Source organism: Limosilactobacillus sp. WILCCON 0051, assembly GCF_039955095.1.
Classification (GTDB): domain Bacteria; phylum Bacillota; class Bacilli; order Lactobacillales; family Lactobacillaceae; genus Limosilactobacillus; species Limosilactobacillus allomucosae.
Map to the genome: position 1 here is coordinate 945,409 of NZ_CP154878.1, position 18,405 is coordinate 963,813.

The following is an 18,405-nucleotide window of genomic DNA, read 5'->3' on the forward strand; positions in this document are numbered from 1 at the left end:
CGAAAAATATGTTATGATTTAATCATGTTAAGTCGTGAAGCGTTTTATAAACAGAAAGAAGCTTGCAAAATGAATGAAAATAAAGTCGTAAAATTTTCCTACGAACAGCTTGATCGTCTTTGCATGGATGCCTTTCAAAAGTTTGGTTTTAACGCGAAACAGGCTGCCATCATTACCGACGTTTTATTAACTGCCGATATGTATGGTATTCAAAGTCATGGCATGCAGCGAATGGTCCGCTACTATAAGGGAATTCAAAAAGGGACGATGAAAGTTGATGCTAAGCCAGAAATCGTTTTTGAAACCCCAGTCTCGGCAGTAGTTGACGGTCATGATGGCATGGGACAGCTTAATGGGCATTTTGCGATGGAACTGGCGATCGCCAAAGCCAAGAAAGCGGGCGTTGGGATCGTTTCGGTTCGTAATTCCAATCATTACGGCATTGCCGGCTACTATGCCAAAATGGCCGCTAAAGAAGGCATGCTCGGTTTTTCCTGCACCAACAGCGAGGCTATCATGGTCCCAACGTTTGGCAGACAGGCAATGATCGGCTCCAATCCACAAGCCTGGTGCGTGCCAGCACGACCTTATGACTTTTTGTTTGATGCCTCAACGACGGTCGTTACGCGGGGCAAGCTGGAGATGTACAACAAGCTGGATCAGCCATTGCCAGACGGTTGGGCCTTGGATGCACAGGGTGAGCCAACCAACGATGCGGCGATGGTCTTGGACAATATCGTTCATAAAAACGGTGGCGGCATCATGCCTTTAGGCGGCAATACGGAAACGCTGGGGTCGCATAAGGGCTATGGCAATGGGATGGTTGCCGAGATCTTCTCATCGATTCTTTCAATGGGCACAACCTCTGAATCAACCATGCAAAATGGCAAGTCAGGAATCTGCCACGGCTTTATGGCCATCAATCTCAACGCATTCGGTGATGGCGAGGCGATCAGTGAGCACCTTTCTGAATATCTGCAAAAGCTGCGCGATTCTGCTAAGGCAAATGGTCATGACAAGATCTACACACATGGTGAAAAAGAGATCCTGGCCATGGCTGATCGTAAGGCAAACGGGATTCCGGTCATTGATAAGACAATGACTGAGGTCAAGGATTTATGCGACTATCTGGATCTGGATTTTGCCGACTACTTTGGCGAATATCAACCGCCAAAAGCTGATAACATGTTTACCGGCAACTACTAGCGACAAGCAGAAGTTTGATCCGACATAAAGTAAAAAACAGCGCTGTCTAAGGCCTTGGTTGTGCCTCAGACAGCGCTGTTTGGTTTAAATTCAGTTTAGTTCGGCAGCTTTTTTGGCGTTACCGACAGTGTTTTTTGGCCACGGAAGGTTACAAAACCAGGCTTGGCACCGCTTGGCTTATGCAGGTTCTTTACCGGCAGATAGTCAACCGGTACGTGGGCAGAGTCGCGCCCCTTCGAGAACCAGGCTGCCAATTGAGCTGCCTGCAGGATCGTTTCTTCGCTAGGGTTGGGATCCCGAATGACGACATGCGAGCCCGGCATATCCTTGACGTGCAGCCAGATTTCGTTTTTATTGGCCGTTTTAAAACTCAGCCGGTCGTTTTGCAGATTGTTTTTGCCGACCAAAATGACCGTACCATCAGTGGCATGGAAGACTTCAGGTTTGGAAACGGGAATCTTGCGCTGCTTTTTGCCTTTTTTATGCTTAGTCTTGATGTATCCCTGCTGCTGGAGCTCAAGGCGAATCTCTTGAACGTCGCTGGGATTGGCCAGGTCGATCTGACTGAGAATCGTTTCAAAATAATCGATTTCTTTTTGCGTAATCGCCATCTGTTCGTTGACGTATTTAACTGAGGCTTTGAGCTTGTTATAGCGCGTGAAGTATTTCTGAGCATTGCGAGAAGGCGACAGATCAGGCTGCAGCGTGATCTTAAGCGGTCGATTCTCATCATAGAAATTAGGCAGCTCAACTGACTGGGCGCCACGGGGAACCTGATGCAGCCAGGTAGTGAGCAGCTCGCCGCGGATTCGATAGCGGTCAGCGTCAGCAGCATCAGCCAGCTCTTTTTGAAACTTCTTCATCTTGCGCTGATCTTTTTTGAGCTCATTATGCACGACTTTTAATACCTGACCGGCTAATTCCTTGGTGCGATCAGACTGTGCCTTGTTGACATAGTAGGCATCGAGCAGCTCGGAAAGCGTGGCAAACGACTGCAGCTTTAACTTTTGGGTGTCAATTGGGGCAAACGCGGCAAAACTGGTCTTGTTTTTTTCGTTGGTAATCAAGACCGGTGTCGGTGACTCAAAATGACGCAGGAAGGCTTGGTAGGCACTTGGCAGACTGTCGCTGGCCAAAAGCTCGGCCGCCAGTTCCCTAGCAGTTTCCGGTGCCAGTCCCTGATAGCTGGCCTGCAGTTTTTTGGCAAGCTGAGCCGGATCATCCCTTAGCTCGCGAACCAGGTCAGAATAAATCTGGTTGGGCAGATAGGGATTGAACCGCGGCTGTTTGGGCGGCATGATGAAGGCTGCTCCCGGTAAAAGCAGGCGGACGCGGTTGACGTCGCTGCCGACATGCTTGATGGCATCAATGATCTTGCCGGTCTTGGCATTAACCAGCGTAACGTTGCTGTGGCGCGCCATGATTTCGACCATCATTACCAGCTCCAATGGGTCGCCCAGCTCATCTAAAGTCGAGAAGGTCAGCTTAACGATCCGGTCGTTTTCAATCTGGGCGACTTCTTTCACCAGCGCTCCTTCCAGATATTTGCGCATGGTCATGGCGAAATTGCTGGGGACAGCGGGATTTTGATAAGGAATCTGCGTGATCTGAATGCGTGGGTAGGATGGATTGGCCGAGATCAGCAGTGAGTAGTTATGGCGATTGGCGCGGATTACCATCACCATTTCGGCAGGGTAGGGCTGGTTGACCTTGGAAACGCGGCCGCCCTGCAGCGTTTGATTCAGCTCGTGAACCATGGCATGAGTAAAGAAACCGTCAAATGGCATTTTTGCGTTCCTCCTTTGTTTTGCATAACTAATCTATTATAACGTTGATTGTCATCTAAAACCAAATCAGACCGCCGATTTATGAAATTAAGGCAACCGGAATTACTGGATAATTGGTTTTGTGAGTTGAATGTGCTATCCTATTAAAATGCAGACCTTGTTTTGAGGCCGGCAGTTTTTAACATGCTATTATTTTTCTAAAATATTATTTTAAATCTGCAATCATACTGGAGGAAAACTAAATGAAAATCGCGGTTGTAACCGACAGTACCGCTTATTTAACCCCACAAGAAGCTGCGGAGAATCAGATTACGGTAGTGCCGATTCCATTGGTGATCGACGGCCAGAGCTATCAAGAAGGCGTCGACATTACGACTGAAGAATTTTACGATAAACTGGCTCATTCAAAGTCATTTCCAAGTACCTCGCAGCCATCAATCGGTCTTTTGATGGAAACCTATCAAAAACTGGCTGATGAAGGCTACGATGCCGTTATCAGCATTCATCTGACCAAGGCAATCTCAGGCCTGCTCAACACGATCACGCAGATTGCTCAAGACATGCAGGATACGATTAAGATCATCCCGTTTGATTCGCACTTGACGGTCAAGATGATGGGCTATCTGGCCTTGGAAGCCGCTCAGTTGGCACAGGCAGGTGATGATCTGGATGATATCTTAAAGAAGCTGCGCGAATATCAGGATACGTTCAATAATGTCTTTGTCGTTGACGATCTGCAGAACCTGGTGCGGGGCGGTCGACTTTCCAATGCGTCGGCTTTTATCGGCTCAATTCTAAAGATCAAGCCGCTTTTGACAATGCACACGCAAAACTATGCCATTGAAGCGTTTGAAAAGGTGCGCTCAATGAAAAAGGCCAAGGCGCGCTGTGAACAGATCTTTGACGAGGACTTGGCCAAGCTCGACTATCCGGTACGGGCAATGGTGCTGCATGCCAATTGTCCTGAAGAAGGGCAAAAATGGCTGGACAAGCTGCAGGCTGATCACCCCGACATTCGCTTTGAATTGAGTTACTTTGGCCCAGTAATCGGCGTCCACCTGGGGCAAGGCGCGCTGGCACTGGCTTGGATGCAGGATACGGCTAAAAAGCCACTGGACTAAGCCTATGCAGCAGCGAACAAAAGACTGGCTCTGGGCGCTGGGGCTGACGGCTTTAATGGTGATCGTTGGTCTGCTGCGTCTGTCAACGCCACTGCCAAGCGGACAGGTTGCCATTGAACTGGCCGGGGTCATTGGGCTGAGTGCAATGGTTGGCTTGAATCTGCGCTGGGGTGCCGGCATAACGACGGTGGGAACGGTGATTCTGCTTTTGCTTGGCAAGGCCGATTGGATGACGGTTCTGGATATGGCCGTTGACATGGTGATGGTCAGTGCCTTGATTGGCTGGCAGCTGCCGCGCGACGTTAAGGTAACGCATCGGCAGGCAATTGGAGTCGGCGTGGCAGCCGGCATCTCACAATGGATTACGGCCGAAGTGCTTTGCGGCATTGCGGGGGATGCATTTGCTCATGGAACGGGCATCATGCCTTTTATGCGGCTGGCCCTGCCTGCGACGCTGCTGACGGCCCTGCTGTACATGCTGCTGATTCCGCCGCTGTCGCTGGTGATTCGGCATTTCAACTGGCAGCCGCCGCAAGATAGCAATCAGTCGAAAAAAACGCGGTCCATGGTAATCGACCTGAGCGATCATCAGGGCATGCCGAAAGAACAAGATGATCATCATGATAAGGACTAACCTGGTTTGAATTGACAAACGCTGTCGGTTAGGATATTCTTAGATTATTAAAAAACAATGAGGTGAGCTGATGGCTACTCAAATGATGATGCAAAAAATGTGCTGTCCATGCTGCATGCATTGCCGCGTGTTTTTTGCTCTGCCATCAGATTGCATGACCAAATGATGCAGCCATGACAGGTTGCTGATCGAGTCAAGGGATTACTGGCGGTGAGCTGGTAGTTCCTTTTATTTTGCAAAGGAGATAAGTTTATGAAAAAGCCGATCGTTGGCATTTCAGGCAGCGAACTGACCAAAAACGTCGGTCCCTTCGTTGGCTATCGCCGCAGCTACGTCAACAAGGACTATAGCGAGGCGGTCATCAAAAACGGCGGTGTTCCGATGATTATTCCGTTCAATGAGGATGCCGACGTAACCGAGTCTCAGCTGGAACTGGTTGATGCCCTGATTCTTTCGGGCGGTCAAGATATTGATTCGGAAAGTTATGGCGAAGAGCCGCAGCCGGAACAAGGCACGGTCTGGCAGGCGCGTGATCAGTTTGACATGCGGCTGTTAAAGCTGGCCGAAAAGCGCGGCATCCCAGTGCTGGGCATCTGCCGGGGCGCTCAGCTGATCAACGTCTTTCACGGCGGCTCGCTCTACCAGGATCTTAAGTACTATCCGGTGCCGACGCTCAAGCATTGGCAGGGCGATACGCCATGGTGGCAGGCGACGCATCAGGTCAAGCTGGTCAAGAATACGCATTTGGCGGCGATTTTTGACCAAGTGCCTCGCCTGCGGGTTAATTCCTACCATCATCAGCTGATCAAAAAAGTCGGCAAGGGACTAAAGGTTAATGCATTGGCGCAGGATGGGGTCTATGAAGGAATTGAAAACGAAACGGGAACGGTGCTTGGTGTCCAGTGGCATCCTGAAATGCTGCGCGCTCACCAAACAGAGATGAACCGGCTGTTTGACTATCTGATCAAATGCGCCAACGGGAAAGGCAGGGATGAACATGCAGAATAAGACTGACAAACTGGGCTTTTGGTCAATTGTCTTATTGGCAATCAATTCAATTATCGGCTCAGGAATCTTTTTGACGCCAGGTTCGGTCGTGGCCATGGCAGGAACCAAGGCGCCACTGGTCTATCTGATCGCGGCGGTTTTTGCGGCGATGCTGGCCTTGACGTTTGCCGCGGCCGCCAAGTACGTTACCAAAAGCGGTGCGGCCTATTCCTATGCTAAGGCAGCCTATGGCGAGAACATGGGCTTTTACATGGGCGTCGTGCGGTTCTTTTCAGCCAGCGTTGCCTGGGGCGTGATGGGGGTTGGGGTAATCAAGAGTACGCTTTCCATTTTTGGTGCTGACTCAACCAGCTTTACAAACATTACCTGGGGCTTTGTTGTCTTAATGGCGATTATTTTACTGATCAATTTCTTTGGACAGCGCTTCTTAACCTGGGTCAGCAACCTGGCAACCATTGGCAAGCTGCTGGCGCTGGGCTTGATCATCGTCGCGGGGGTCATTGTCTTTTTAAAAACCGGCGTCAGTCATTTTCATGATCTGGACACGCTTAAAGCCGCCAATGGACAGCCTTTGATTCCCAAGCTCACGACTTCTGGCTTGGTGATGGCAGTTATTGCCGCCTTTTATGCCTTTACTGGTTTTGAGAGCGTGGCAAGCGGCTCTGAAGACATGAAGGATCCGCAAAAGAATCTGCCCCGTGCCATTCCATTGGCAATTATGGTCATTGCACTGGTTTATATCGGTACGATTTTGGTGGCGATGGCAATCAATCCGGCGGCAATTGTCAAAACCAAGCAGGTCGTAGCCATTACCGCGATTTTTCAGGCCCGCTGGCTGCGCGTCTTGATTGAGCTGGGCGCGCTGATTTCCATGTTCGGGATCAATGTCGCCGCTTCGTTTCACACGCCGCGGGTTTTAGAGGCCATGGCTAAAGAGCATCAGGCACCGCAATGGCTGGCCAAGCGAACCAGGCATGACTTTCCGGTTTATCCGTTTATGATTACGCTGGCTTTGGCAATCTTTATCCCAATGGCTTTTCAGTACAACATGACGGCAATTATCGTACTGAGTGCCATGGTGCGGTTCTTTGAGTTTATCGTGATTCCATTGGGCGTGATTCGTTTTTATCGGGGAGCCAATGTTGAACCGGTGCTTACGGCAGAGCGGAACTGGCTGACGGATGTATTGCTGCCGGTGCTGTCGGTTGCCTTTACGATCTTTTTGCTGTTCAAGTTTGACTGGGTCGGCGAGTTCGGCATCAGTACTGCTCAAGGCATCGTGCCCAACTGGTTTGCAATCATCGGCATGGCGATTGGGTTCGTGATCTTGCCAGCCGGACTCTTTATGATGCTTCGTCATGAAAAAAGTTAATTATCTGAAGAGACTCAGCAGACTGGCTGGGTCTTTTTTAATGCTTGGCCTGGTTGGCAGACGTAGGTACTCAGCGGTGATGGAAATTAGCGATCAGTAATCAATCCTTGCTTCAAGAAAATTATCCAAAAAATTCTGCATAAAACGTCTGATAGAAAAATCGATTACCTGTTTTTTCTAAAGTGCTATTGGTTATTTTTCTGCAGTGATGCCGCAATGATGAGCTGACTGATGCAGCCTAGCAGACCAGTATCATCGTGACATGGTTTAGTACTTTAAAAAATTAGGCGGCAATGTTAAAAATGTTAATTAGATCCTCGGTGATGCAGCCTCATTTTTAGATGGCGGTAAAGCGGTCATGGCCAATAAAACTTTTCAAAAAGAGCCGGTATTATGAGTCATGAAAAAAGTTTCATCTGTTTATAAAATGATATTTATTTTTTTATAAACAATCATTTGTAAGCGCTTAATAAAAGGCGCGATACCTGAGAAAAAACAAAAATTTAAAGTTTAATCGCCTGTTTATCTGCGCTATCTTTAGGATAATAAAGAAATTGTTTATATACTTTTTCTTAAAAATAGTCGGATTGCAATTGAATAGGCTTAAGGATAGCAGAGAGCGTTTTTGCAATCCAAAAGTGAATGGGGGAAGTCAATATGCATGATGAAAAAATACATTACAAAATGTACAAAGATGGCAAGCAATGGGCCTTTGCGGCGATCGTGACGTTTACTTTTACGATCGTGCCCATGACGATGACGACGAATCATGCTGCCGCGGCCAGTACTGCTGAGCCAGCCGTTAATCTGCAAAATAGTGCGGCCACGTCAAGCAGCAGTGCGGTCACTTTGTCAGCCAGCGCGACCCAGGACACGGCAGCCGACAGTTATGCTGCTTCAACCGTAAATTCACCGACGAGTTCGACAGCTGCTAAGGCGCAATCGGCATCGACATCCAGCATGGCGGCAACAGCTGCTAGCCAGTCAGCCGCGACATCATCAGACCGCGCTGCTGCAGCGACGGCAAGTCAGACGCCGGCTTCAACGACTGCGGCAGAATCGAGTCAAACGTCATCGACAACTAGCCAAGCCGCTTCATCCAGTACCGGATCGGCAAGTCAGACGTCGCCAACCAGTCAATCAGCAGCCAATAGTCAAGCGGGTGCTGGCAAAACGATTACGCTTGATCTAAAACAGGCCGCGTCAACGGCAGCAGTCAGCACGGATGCAATTGCCAATCGTCTGGTCGCTAATGGTCTTAATGATACGGCAGCAACTTTTTCGGTTAAGGATCCTGAATATCCAAGCTCAATGTACGTTGATACTAAGGCCAACCGCTACACCTTCTTTTGGGCCACCAGCCGTGATAATCAGACTGGCGAGACTGGGGAATACAACATTGTCTTGTCAACGGATCGTTCCGGCAGCGGAATCTTGTACGTAACGATTCTTGATTCGACCAATAAAAAAGTCCTTAATGAATATACGATTAATGAAGATGACTATGAATATTACGTTACAACAAGTAAGGATTCATGGTCAGGAGTATATCTGGGCCGCATCTATAATGACCATTATTCAGGCGTCATTCGTAACCTTGATTCCAGATATGACTATAACTGGAGTCCGCGCTTTAACGTCAACCAAGGGGGCGCGGTCTCTGACAGTACCTACTACTCAATCCTCAGTTTCATGATTCCTAAGCTGGTTACGCAGACCACGTCCTACGTTGACGACAGCGGCAATCTGATCGCTCAAAGCTACGTTCAACAAGGATTAAGCGGTCAAATCTACACTACGACTGGCGGCAAGGTCGTCAATGGCTACTATGAAACCGTACCAAGCAACAGCAGCGGCTACATGTCTGAATTTGGCAAGATTGGCGATACATATACCAAAGACTGGCACAGTGGCGATAAGGTCGTCTTCACTCAGACCGGTGCTGACGGGACGATGCGCGCAGACTACTACTACAACAATCGGCTGCGCGGTTCCTACACATTGACGCCAAGCGGAGCAGGATCTTCTATTACCATCACTTCAGGCAGTGGCGGTACCATAACGATTTACAACATCTACATCCCGCAGACGCGCAACGTGCAGTATGTCTACAAAAAACTGGGCAGCCTGGTGATTGATTCAACTGACGCGGCGTTTGATGCTGCCAAAAAGACCAAGACGCAGTATGCCAACGATCCTGATGACGCAACCAGCGCGGCTGATGTCACGCTGCCGACAATTGCCGGCTTCGTACCGTTCATCAATGGCGTCGCGGTTACGGATTATACCTTTAACCCAACCAAATACATAACTTCTTTGGATCAAGACATTACGGTTGTCTATCGGGCTAAGCAAAAAGCGCGGGTTGACTTTGTTGATCAAGACAGCGGCAATCAAGTGATCTCCAGCAGTGGCACGCTGACTGATTTTGATGGGCAGCCGATCAACTTCTCAACGGCTGATCAGCTTAAGCAGCTGGTCTATGATGCCAAGACGAATCCCAATGGCAAGTACGATCTGGTCAAGGACGGCTTTCCAGCTGGCGCCACTTATGACAGCAATGCCAATATCGATCAGGTCTATCAGGTCGTCTTAAAGCATCACCATGAAACCGTTGATGGCAAGACGGAGCCAGCCAACGGTCAAAAAACAGTCAAGCGTACGATCGAATACTACTACCAAGGCGATGGCAAAGCCGCGTCATCCGTTGAGCAAAGCGTTACGTTTACGCGGACCGGTGATCGTGACCGTGTAACTGGTGACACGATTTGGGAGGATTGGAGCAAGGTCGCTGCCCAAAGCATTGCAGCCGTTGACTCGCCAAAGATCAATGGCTATACGGCTGATAAACTGACGGTGGCTGGCGCGACGATCAAGGCAACGGACAAAGACTCGACCGTGACGGTAACCTACGTGCCAAATAAACAGGCGGTCAAGGTTATCTATCATGACGATACGACCAACCAGGATCTGGCCGTTAAGGAATTCTCCGGTAACTCCGGGGCTGATAGTGGCCGAAACACGAAGGCGGCGATTGCTGAATACGTCAAGCAGCATCTCAAATTGGTCAGTGACAGCACGAATGGTCAAAACATCATCTTTGACAAGGACGATCAAAACGATCAGACCTATGTCGTTCATTTCGTTCATGAAACCGAAGCCGTCAAGCGGACCAAGACCGTTACTGAAACGATCGAACACCATAAGGCCATCAAGCAGCTGGATGGCACGACTAAATATGTCGACGTCAAAGATCAGCTGCCAGTCTACCAAGCTACGCTGACCTTCAATGAATCGGGGGTGCATGATCTGTACACCGATCAGAAGACCTGGAACGGTGACTGGACACCAACCCAGACTTTTAAGACCGTTGTTTCGCCAACGCTTGCCGGCTACACGCCTGACGTGGCTCAAGTCGATGCCGTAGCAATTACGGTTACTGATGCCAACTATGGCCAGTCGCTAAACGTTCACCATGACATTATCTATGTCGGTAAGAGTCAGATCCTGGTAGTCAACTATATTGACGACACAACGCCTAAAGTTCTTGAACACTGGACGGGAACCGGTCAATCAGGTCAGACGCTGGACTACACGACCGCAGCGACGATCAGCAAGTATCTAGGGCAGCATTACGTCTTGGTATCGGATGCCACCAACGGGAACCGGCCAGTCCTGGATGAAGACGACATCAGCAACAACCAGGTTCTGGAGGTTCATCTGAAGCATCAGACGACAAGTACCAGTCGGACGATGAAAGTCACCGAAGAAATCAAGTATGTCTACAAGGGTGATGCCAATTACAAGGACGGCACGCTGGTTGATCAGAGCCTGCTGAAGCAAGCCAACCCGCTGACCAGAGAGCTTGTCTTTGAACAGGATGGCGTAACTGATAACGTCACTAATACAACGACCTGGAATCAAGACTGGAAGCAGACCAAATCATTTAAGGCAGTTACCACGCCAAATCTGAAGGGTTATTCCGTTTCTGTCGATGAGGTTCCGGCTCAAAGCGTGACGATCGATGCCTCAACGTTTGATCAAAAGGGCAAGACCTACTCGTTTACGGTCAACTACACGCCGCTCAAGCAGACCGCGCTGATCAAATATATCGACGGCTCAGCTAACGATAAAGAGCTGGAGACTGACACGCAAACCGGGCTTTCCAATCAAAAACTGGACTACACGAGCATGCGCAACCAGATCCTGGCTAAATATGCCAACTACGAGGTTGCTTCTGATGAAACGGAAAACGGGATCGTCTTTAATGATGATGCTGGCCAAGATCAGATCTTTAAAATCGTCTTAAAGCACAAGACGGCAGCAGTAACGCGTTCAGTTGACGTTAAGCAGATCATTCACTTTAAGTTCAGCGATAACCATCAGCAGCCTTGGGACCAGACCAGCACGCTGACGTTTACGCAAAAAGGTGTCAAGGATCTGGTAACCAATCAGACTGATTGGGACAGCGGCTATTCCGAGACCCAGTATTTTAAAGAAGTAACGGCTGGTCATGTTGATGGCTACACGCCAGACATCAAGACGATTGCCAAGCGTAAGATTACCGTTAACAATCAAAACTTTGTCGCTGGCCAGTTTGAAGGAACGATCACCTACTCGCCAAATCGGCAGTACATTTCAGTCTCATATATTGACGATACCACGGGCAAGCAGCTGGCAAACGAGGTCTTAAACGGCTATTCAAATACCAGCGCCAACTATAGCACGACTGAAACGATCAATAGCTATCTTGGCCAAGGTTATGAACTGGTTTCTGATGATACTGGCGGAAAAGATCTGGAATTCAATTCTTCAGATAACCCCAACGATCAGATCTATGTCGTTCATCTCAAGCATGGCTATGAAGATGCACAACGGACGAAGACAGTCGTTGAAGAGATCAAGTATCAATATGAAGATGGCAGTCAGGCACATGATCTATATCACAAAGAGCTGACGTTTACGCAGAATGGTCAGTTAGACAAGGTCACTAAGACAACGAACTGGAACGGTGACTGGACACCTGCTCAGACACTGGCTAAGGTTGACTCGCCAACGATTACTGGCTATCACAATGACTATGCCAGCGAGCCGGAGCATACGATTACTATTACCAATGACAACTATGACACGGACCTGAATATCTATCGGACGGTTACCTACTATGCCGATTCGCAAAACGTCGCGATCGTCTACGTTGACAAAAAGACCAACAAAACGCTCGCCACCGAGTCTTTGAAAGGCAAGACCGGCGAGCATCAGACCTATAGTGCCCAGGATTACATTCAAAAGAAGCTGACGAACTACCAAAACTACACGCTTGATAATGATGAGACGCAAAATGGAATCGAGTTCCCAGCTGATGGCCAGTTGAAGGTCTACTATGTCTACTATGTCTACCTTGGTCACAAGACTGAAGATGTTTCTCGAACCGCAAACGTCAAGCAGATTATTCACTACCAGTCGACTGATGGACGCAAGCTGGCAGAAGATACGATTGTCACCAAGCAGGTCAGCCAAACTGGGAAGCACGACCTGGTTGACGACACGACAGCTTGGGGCGCATGGACGCAGGCTGATTTTGAAGTAGTTCAAGCACCAACGATTCCTGGCTATGCCAATCCTAACCCTGACCAGATCGCTAGCAAGTCATTGACGGTCACCAACGACAACTGGCAGCTGGATAACACGCTGGAGAACACGATTCTCTACACGCCTAAATCGCAGACGGCGACGATCACCTTTATTGATGACGATGCTAAAGACCCAAATGATCGGCAAATGGCAACCGTGACTCTGAACGGCCATTCCAACGCAGACAGCGGCTACAATACCAGTTCAGCAATCGCCAGCTATGAAAAGACTGGCTACGTTAAGGTCAGTGATGACACTAATGGCCAAGACGTGATCTTTGATGCCGATGATGATGTCGATCAAAGCTTTGAGGTTCACTTCACGCACGGCAAGAACTCGACTTCGCGCCCTGTCACCTACCAGCGGGTTATCACCTATATTTATGGCAATGGCGGCAAGGCGGGCCAAAACGTCTTTGCTTCTCAGACGCAGACGCTTGAATTCGAACAGAAGGGGATTCAGGATCTCGTCAACAAGCATGTTACCTGGGACAAGCTTGACGCGCAAAGCTTTCAAGAAGTGCCTTCGCAAAAGATCGCAGGCTATGTCTATGACAAGGCAGTCGTGCCAGCTTCTGCGATCACACCAGCTGATGATGATTTTGCTAAAGGAACGGTGGTCATTAATGAGACCGTAACCTACACGGCCCAGCCGCAAAAAGCCAAGATCTACTTTATCGATGGCACGACGCCAACCGGACGCCAGCTGCTTTTTAAGGAACTGAGCGGCTTGTCGGACATGAACAGCGGCTACACGACGACGGACATGATCAAAGGCCTTGAACAGCTGCACTACCAACTGCTTACCGATGAAACGAACGGCCAAGAGATCGTCTTTGATCATAATGATGAAGATCAGGTCTACTATGTCTACTTTGGCCATGAAACCGAAAAGGACTCGCGCACTAAGACCGTTACCGAAACCATTGATTATGTAAAAGATGGCGCCGTGCTTAGCGATCAGCGGGTAACCAAAGAACTGAGCTTCAAACAGGATGGGGTCAAGGATCTGGTTAACAATATCGTTGACTGGAACGGCACGTGGACGCCAACTCAAAAATTTGCTGCCGTACCTTCACCAGCTTTCAAAGGGTATAAGGCCGTCCCAGGTCAGGTTGATGAGATTGCCATTACGGTCAATAATGACAACTACAATCAGGATCTAAACGTTTACAAGCAGGTTGTCTACACTGCCAACCCACAGTCAGCCTACATTGAATACTTCGATCAGGATACTGGGACCATCATTGGCGAAAAGAATCTGACTGGCGTTAGCAATCAATTAAGCGACTATTCGACGGTTAACGATATTAAAGCTTTTGAAGCCAAGGGGTACGAACTGGTCAACGACGAAACGGGTGGCCAGCCGATCAGATTCAATGATGACGATAACGTTTCGCAAAGCTTTGTCGTCTACCTCAAGCATCGTCATGCAGCAGTTAACCGGTCAGTTAAGGTTCAGCGGGTCGTGCACTATGTCTTTCGGGATGGACCAAAGCAGGGGCAAACAGCGGCGTCTGATTACCATGATCATGATGCTGACCTGATCTTTGAACAAACCGGTGATGAGGATCTGGTCACGCATACGATCGTTTATGACGCCTCATACAAGAATCAGGCCCAATTTGGCGAACTGATCCTGACGCACGGAGCAAACTACGATGCCATTGCTGAATTGATTCCAGGCTATCATCTGAACGTCAACACACTTAGTCCTAAGACGGTCGTTATTGATGCGGATACGTTTGACAAGGCCAGTGACGGGGTCTTCACGGTTGCCGATACGGTCTACTACATCATCGACAACCAGCTGGCCAACATCAATTACGTCGATGATGATCTTGATGAAAAAGTCGTCACGATTGATCAGACAACCGGTCAGTCTGGGGCCAAGAGCAGCTATGACTCGGCTAAGACTTTGAAGCAGCTGATCTACGATAAACAGACCAACCCGACCGGCCAATATGATCTAGTCAGTGACGGCACAAAAGATGGCATTGTCTTTGACTTGGATGACCAGGTTGATCAGACGTTTGTCGTTCATTTGAAGCATCATATTCTAAAACAGGCGGCCAACCGTGAAAAGACCATCAAGCAGACGGTGCTCTATAAATACGCGGATGGGACGCAGGCGGCTGATCCATACTCTGGAAAGGACATGACGTTTAAGCAGACTGGCGATCTGGACATGGTTACCGGCGCGATTGACTGGAATGGCGCCTGGACGACCGATGAGCGGCAGGGCAAGTTTGACGATGTTGCCTCGCCGACAATCAAAGGCTACACGCCTGACGTGACGGTTCTGTCGCACAGTCCGCTGACCATGGACAACGACAAGTATGACGCGCCAATCGATCTGCTGGACATCGTAACCTATAGTCCGAATAATCAGACGGCAATCATCAAGTATGTCGACATCGATAATGGCGGCTCATTGGTTGCATACGATGAAGCAAAGGGCAAGACCAATGAGCAGATCAATTACGACACTAAAGATCAGCTCAGCAAACTGGTTTACGATGAGCAGACCAGCCCAACCGGCAAGTACGTTTTGGTCAGCGATGGCTTTGCTCAGGCACTGGCCGCCGCGCAAGCTCAAGGACAACAGCTGCGGTTTGACAATGACGATCAAAATTACCAGCTGTTTACGATCTATCTGCGTCACCATTACAGCAGCGTTGATCCGGACACTGATCCGGCCAGCGGCATTCGCAAGGTTTCTCAGATCATCCACTACGTTTACCAAGCCAGCCAGCAGCCGGCCGCCAATGACAACGTACAGGTACTGACCTTTAAACGGGTTGGCTACCAAGATGACGTGACGGGCAAGGTGTACTGGCCGCTTTGGGAAACCGTGGCATCACAAAAGACGGCTGCCGTTGCTTCACCGACAATCAAGGGCTACACGCCAGTCAATGGTCAGACGGAGATTGGCGCAAACGAGATCGCGGCCGCGCAAAAAGATGATGTCGTAATCTATGTCAACTACGCCGCTGATCCGCAACAGGCAAGAATCGATTACGTTGATCAGAATACTGGTCAGACGATTCAAAGTGACAAGGTTGATGGCGTAACTGATGCCAAGATCGACTACAGTACGGCTGATCAGATCAAGCAGCTGATCAATAAGGGCTACGTTTTGGTCAGTGACGAGTTTACCCAGGCTCAAGACGCAGGAAAGGCAGTCTTTGATCAAGATGGCAATGCTTTGCAGACATTTACCGTTACGCTCAAGCATGGCACGCAGGTAATCGATCCCAACCATCCGGATCCTGACAACCCAATTCTGCCAGCAACGCCAATCAATCCTGCCGATCCAACCGGTCCAGTCTGGCCAGCCAAGGATCAGTATGACCAGACGACGCAAGCTATCGTGCACTATCAAGATGCATCCGGCAACTCATTGGCACCAGACAGCATTCAGACGGCACGGTGGACGCGGACGATCACGGTTGACAAGGTGACAGGAAAGATCATTGCCGCTACGGATTGGACAAGTGATCCAGCTGAATACGCGGCAGTCAGCTCGCCAGTAATTGACGGCTACACGCCTGATCAGACGATGGTTTCATTTGAGATGACGCCGGCCGACCAAGTCAAAACGGTGCTCTACGCTAAAAACGCCGTGCCGGTTGAACCAGAACAGCCGACTAACCCTGAACAGCCAGCAGCACCAAATGAGCCAAGCGTACCAAATCATCCAAGCGTACCTGGCCAATCAGCACAGCCGAATATGCGTGGTACGCAGTCGACTCAGCTGACCGTCGAATCGCCAAGTACCAAGACGACGATGAAGCAGCTGCCACAGACTGGTAATGACAAAGACCAAGACGCGTCATGGAGCATCATGGGGCTGTTGACGTCACTGCTGAGCATGTTTGGTCTGGCGGGACTCGTTAAGAAGAAGCATGATCGCGGCTGATATTGAATCATAAAAGAAAAGGCTCGCTTAAGGTGGGTCTTTTTTCGTACTCTGAATTGAGATGCTTGGCGAAGTTGACTAACTAGGCTTCAGCTTTAAGCAGCGTCTAGTTTGGGGCAAGCAGGGCGGTGTGGTTTTGAGGGAGGTTCGATGGTAAAGAAACGGTAGTGCCAGCTTATAGTGTCTTGTTTTTGCATGCGTTTGTGGCTCTGGGGACTTTGAATGCTGTTGAGCTGCCCTGATAGTTTTGAGCGCAGATTGCTTTTGACTAATTGAAACGTTGGTCAAGCCGCAGTATGTTAACTGCTGAAAGCGGCCGGCCGCGGTTGTTATGCAAAGAAATCCTGCATAAAACATATGACGAAACCATCATTACCTACTTTTCGCGAAAATCAATGTATAAGTAGGTAAAAATCAATGTATATCGAGTTAGGGTACCCTAACATTACCTACTATTTGGAAAAAATCTCCAAATAGTAGGTAATTCACAAAGTCGGTCTGAGCCAATCAGCCTCAAAATATACATCTTTACCTACTATTTAGCAAAAAGCTGCCATAAGTAGGTAAAGTTAGGTAAGCCAAAATATACAGGTACCTACTTTCGATTAAAAATCAGCAAATAGTAGGTAGTTCCAGATCCGCAGCCAGTTAAAAACTGATTTTCTTCACAAAGCCAGCAGGCGGATAGTCGTAAAACCCCTTGCCGGACTTATGATTCGTAAATAAACGGATACTACGATGACTCAATGATCACAGCAGCCAATGTCTAAGGTCAGAAAAACCATCGCCGACAAAACAGCATTAAAAACGCAGCACAATGATTAGCAAAAGCAGTCTAAAACGTGGCATCAAGAGCTGTAAAACAGGGATGTCCGATATTTTTGAACATTGATCAAGACCCCGCTTGCAGGATAGCAGGGATGTCTAATACTATGAAATCAAGGCAAGCAAAAAGACCATCTTCAAACAGCTGAAGATGGCCTTTGTAGTTCATGGTTTAGGATGGAAAACAGGGGAGGGTGGATTATTTTTTGATTAGTTCAGGGTCGGTTTTGCCGGGGTTCAATTCAACGATCTTGCCAGTCTGAGCATAAACGATCCATTCAGCAATATTGACGATATGGTCGCCGACACGTTCTAACTGACGACTGATGATCAAGTAGACGTCAGAGGCTTTTAGCTGCTGCTTGTCTTTGACCTGCTGACTCAAAACCAGTTGCCGCAGCTGCAGGTAGAGCCGGTCAACCTTGATGTCTTCGCTGGCAACGGCATAGGCAGCGTCACTGTCATCATTGACGAAGGCCTCATCAACCTTGTCCAGCATCTGACGCACTTGGTAGGTCAGTTGTTGAATCAGCTTTTCAGCAGCAGTAAAGGTTGGCTTGTCAGACATGCGCAGCGTTTGACGAGCAATGCGGATCGCGGCATCGCCAATTCGCTCCATGTCAGAACTGGCCTTTAGAATTGACATGGTTTCGCGAAAATCAGAGGCCATTGGGTTTTTGCGAATCAAGACGTCAAAAACGTTCTTTTCCAGTTCGACCTCAGTTTGATTGACTTGCTGATCCTTTGAAATTACCTGTTTGGCTAGGATCGTATCATGTTCCAAAAAGGATTTGGTTGCTTGGTGAATCTGCGAGCTGACCAGTGTTCCCATGGCAACGAACTGCTTTTTTACCTTTAAGATTTCTGCTAGATTTTGATCTCCCATTATAAACTCCT

Annotated in this window: 8 protein-coding genes; 6 read left to right on the forward strand and 2 right to left on the reverse strand. The window is 48.8% G+C overall.

Annotated elements, in window-relative coordinates:
• Positions 1-69: 69 nt before the first annotated feature.
• Entirely contained in the window at positions 70-1,206 is a 1,137-nt protein-coding gene (locus ABC765_RS04535) for an Ldh family oxidoreductase (protein WP_347980826.1), read from the forward strand.
• Positions 1,207-1,301: 95 nt separating this feature from the next.
• Here the strand turns inward: ABC765_RS04535 and ABC765_RS04540 are convergent, their stop codons facing one another.
• Positions 1,302-2,993: an NFACT RNA binding domain-containing protein gene (locus ABC765_RS04540; protein ID WP_347980827.1), complete on the reverse strand. Its 1,692-nt coding sequence runs from the start codon at positions 2,991-2,993 to the stop codon at positions 1,302-1,304.
• A gap of 242 nt (positions 2,994-3,235) precedes the next feature.
• Between ABC765_RS04540 and ABC765_RS04545 the strand changes: the two genes are divergently transcribed.
• From ABC765_RS04545 to ABC765_RS04565, 5 genes are all read left to right on the forward strand, one after another.
• A complete protein-coding gene (locus ABC765_RS04545; RefSeq protein ID WP_347953125.1) occupies positions 3,236-4,114 on the forward strand; it encodes a DegV family protein in 879 nt (292 codons plus the stop codon).
• A gap of 4 nt (positions 4,115-4,118) precedes the next feature.
• Positions 4,119-4,748: a hypothetical protein gene (locus ABC765_RS04550; protein WP_347980828.1), complete on the forward strand. Its 630-nt coding sequence runs from the start codon at positions 4,119-4,121 to the stop codon at positions 4,746-4,748.
• A gap of 252 nt (positions 4,749-5,000) precedes the next feature.
• The gene (locus ABC765_RS04555) at positions 5,001-5,756 is read left to right on the forward strand and encodes a gamma-glutamyl-gamma-aminobutyrate hydrolase family protein (protein ID WP_347980829.1); all 756 of its coding nucleotides are present in this window, start codon (positions 5,001-5,003) and stop codon (positions 5,754-5,756) included.
• Entirely contained in the window at positions 5,746-7,128 is a 1,383-nt protein-coding gene (locus ABC765_RS04560; RefSeq protein ID WP_376752315.1) for an APC family permease, read from the forward strand. The genes ABC765_RS04555 and ABC765_RS04560 overlap by 11 nt, the downstream gene beginning before the upstream one ends.
• Positions 7,129-7,785: 657 nt before the next feature.
• Positions 7,786-16,683 (forward strand): KxYKxGKxW signal peptide domain-containing protein, encoded by an 8,898-nt coding sequence (locus tag ABC765_RS04565; RefSeq protein WP_347980831.1) that lies wholly within the window; start codon positions 7,786-7,788, stop codon positions 16,681-16,683.
• Between the two features lie 1,024 nt (positions 16,684-17,707).
• Here ABC765_RS04565 and phoU read toward each other — a convergent pair.
• Positions 17,708-18,394, reverse strand: coding sequence for a phosphate signaling complex protein PhoU (gene phoU, locus ABC765_RS04570; RefSeq protein WP_347953130.1), 687 nt, complete (start codon positions 18,392-18,394; stop codon positions 17,708-17,710).
• Between the last annotated feature and the right edge of the window lie 11 nt (positions 18,395-18,405).

What these genes read in the sequence shown, in the direction of transcription:
- ABC765_RS04535 (WP_347980826.1), top strand. Translation starts at nt 70, where the DNA reads ATGAATGAAAATAAAGTCGTAAAATTTTCCTACGAACAGCTTGATCGT.
- ABC765_RS04540 (WP_347980827.1), bottom strand. Translation starts at nt 2,993, where the DNA reads ATGCCATTTGACGGTTTCTTTACTCATGCCATGGTTCACGAGCTGAAT.
- ABC765_RS04545 (WP_347953125.1), top strand. Translation starts at nt 3,236, where the DNA reads ATGAAAATCGCGGTTGTAACCGACAGTACCGCTTATTTAACCCCACAA.
- ABC765_RS04550 (WP_347980828.1), top strand. Translation starts at nt 4,119, where the DNA reads ATGCAGCAGCGAACAAAAGACTGGCTCTGGGCGCTGGGGCTGACGGCT.
- ABC765_RS04555 (WP_347980829.1), top strand. Translation starts at nt 5,001, where the DNA reads ATGAAAAAGCCGATCGTTGGCATTTCAGGCAGCGAACTGACCAAAAAC.
- ABC765_RS04560 (WP_376752315.1), top strand. Translation starts at nt 5,746, where the DNA reads ATGCAGAATAAGACTGACAAACTGGGCTTTTGGTCAATTGTCTTATTG.
- ABC765_RS04565 (WP_347980831.1), top strand. Translation starts at nt 7,786, where the DNA reads ATGCATGATGAAAAAATACATTACAAAATGTACAAAGATGGCAAGCAA.
- phoU (WP_347953130.1), bottom strand. Translation starts at nt 18,394, where the DNA reads ATGGGAGATCAAAATCTAGCAGAAATCTTAAAGGTAAAAAAGCAGTTC.